Origin of the sequence: uncultured Clostridium sp. (assembly GCF_934754915.1) — a bacterium.
GTDB lineage: Bacteria > Bacillota > Clostridia > Clostridiales > Clostridiaceae > Clostridium.
Map to the genome: position 1 here is coordinate 1 of NZ_CAKVKB010000312.1, position 2,018 is coordinate 2,018.

The 2,018-nt window shown below is 28.7% G+C and carries 2 protein-coding genes; one reads left to right on the top strand and one right to left on the bottom strand.

The window, feature by feature from the left end:
* Positions 1 to 261: 261 nt before the first annotated feature.
* Positions 262 to 408, bottom strand: a complete 147-nt coding sequence (locus Q0F58_RS19220) for a hypothetical protein (RefSeq protein WP_294379668.1) — start codon at positions 406 to 408, stop codon at positions 262 to 264.
* A 619-nt stretch (positions 409 to 1,027) separates the two neighbouring features.
* Here Q0F58_RS19220 and Q0F58_RS19225 point away from each other — a divergent pair.
* Positions 1,028 to 2,018, top strand: a 991-nt coding sequence (locus Q0F58_RS19225; RefSeq protein WP_294379669.1) for an APC family permease, incomplete at its 3' end; no start/stop codon positions are given.

Here is a 2,018-nt window from a genome sequence, read left to right on the forward strand (position 1 = left end):
ACAAGATTATGAAAATCTTATTTTAAAATCTGCTTAAAAAACTAAAAAAATGTGTCTACTATATTGACATAGGTCCAATTATTAGCTGGTCTAAAATAGAAAAAGGAATATTCAAAGCTTTTTTTGCCTCAAATATTCCTTTTCTTTATTACATGATAATAATATATATTTGATTTTTATGTTTGTTACATATAAATATGCTAAGTCAAACAAACCGATTGTGAATTCTATCCGATAGAATTTGTATTTATTAAGCATCAATTAATATTTCCTTGGTAATAATAATAATGCAACTGCAAATATTCCAAAAATACCTCCACCTATAAACCAAATAACTGGATTTCTTCCTTTTGATTGAGCTACTAAATAACAAATAACAGCACATGCTAACCATAAAATAACTGCCAAATCTATTTCTCCTCTCTTGTAAAAATATTGGCTCAACACCAAAATGTGTTCTTGACAGCATTAAACTGTCAAGACACGTTTATTACATTCTGAAAAAAATTCTTATATGCACTTATTTATCCTCATAATCTAATTATTTCACAACTATAGATTACAGGATTTTAAGTGCTTTTTTTATCTGTAAATATTGGAAAAATATTTGTCAAGCGCAGTTTTTGGTGTTGAGCCACTATGATAGTGCAAAAATACTTGAATAATTCTACAATTGAATAAAATAAATTTATGATTGTTACATATCCTAAAATTTGAATATTTTAACTTTCATAAACACTCAATGTATTGTATTACTTCTGTTATTTATTGGATGTGTACAGCGAAGAAAACCCTTATTATATCATTATAAGCGCATCTGTCTGCATCTACACACTATACTACCCCACAGGATTAAAGTAGTTCGGAAATGTACTAGTATTGATTTTTTTATTTACATATAATATATATAAGAACAGCAAAGGCGTTGATTTTTAAATTTTAAAATACGCTTTTGCTGTTTTTCTTTTTATTAAATACATTAGCCTAGGAATATGTATAAATAGAAAAATGAAAGGGAGATTTGCTTATGAAGAATAAAAATAAAAAATTAGGATTACCAAGTGCAATAGCAGTATGTGTGGGACAAATTGTAGCAACAAGTGCACTACTATCTTTAGCAAATGGAGTGGGATTAGCTGGAAATAATTTTTTCATACCATTAGCAATTGTATTGGTTTTAAATTGTTTTGTGGCTCTGTCTTTTGGAGAATTACATAGATTAATGCCAGAAGTAGATGGAGGATTAGGTCAATATACATTAGTAGGATTAGGGCCAGTTGCATCTATAATATCAAATATTTCTGCATATGTTATTACAATGATTTTTGCAACATCTATTGAACTTGCAATGTTAGGATCAGTATTTCATGAATTTTTTCCAAATATACCAGCAGTCATATTCAGTGTAATAACCTTATTAATTATTGCAGGATTAAATTTTATGGGAACAGATATTTTCTCTAAAACACAAAATCTTGTCGTAGCAATCTTAATTGGTTCAATGATAATTCTTGGAGCAATTGGCTGTTTTAAGCTTGGTATTGGAAATGTGATTTCTACAACAGAACAAACAGCTCCTTCAGTTACTGGACTTGGAATTTTTTCTTTATCTGCTACAGCATTTTGGTTATTTATTGGTTGTGAGTTTGTTATTCCTGTTGCAAAAGAATTGAAAAATCCCAAAAGGGATGTATTACTTTCAATGATTCTAGGATTAGTACTGTTATTTTTTGTACAAATAATCATGGGAACAGGTATGCAAAATTATGTAGATAGAGATATACTTGCAACAAGTGATATTCCACATATGATTTATGCAGAAAATTTATTAGGAAATATAGGTAAGATTTGGATTGCAATTGTAGCACTTTGTGCAGGTATTAGTACATTAAATGCAATATTGCCTTGTTCAGCAAGAGTTTTAATGGGAATGGCTGAAGAAAATATGATGCCAAAGATTTTTTCCAAAACAAATCGCAAAGGAATTCCTTATATTGGAATATGCTTAATTGCTATTG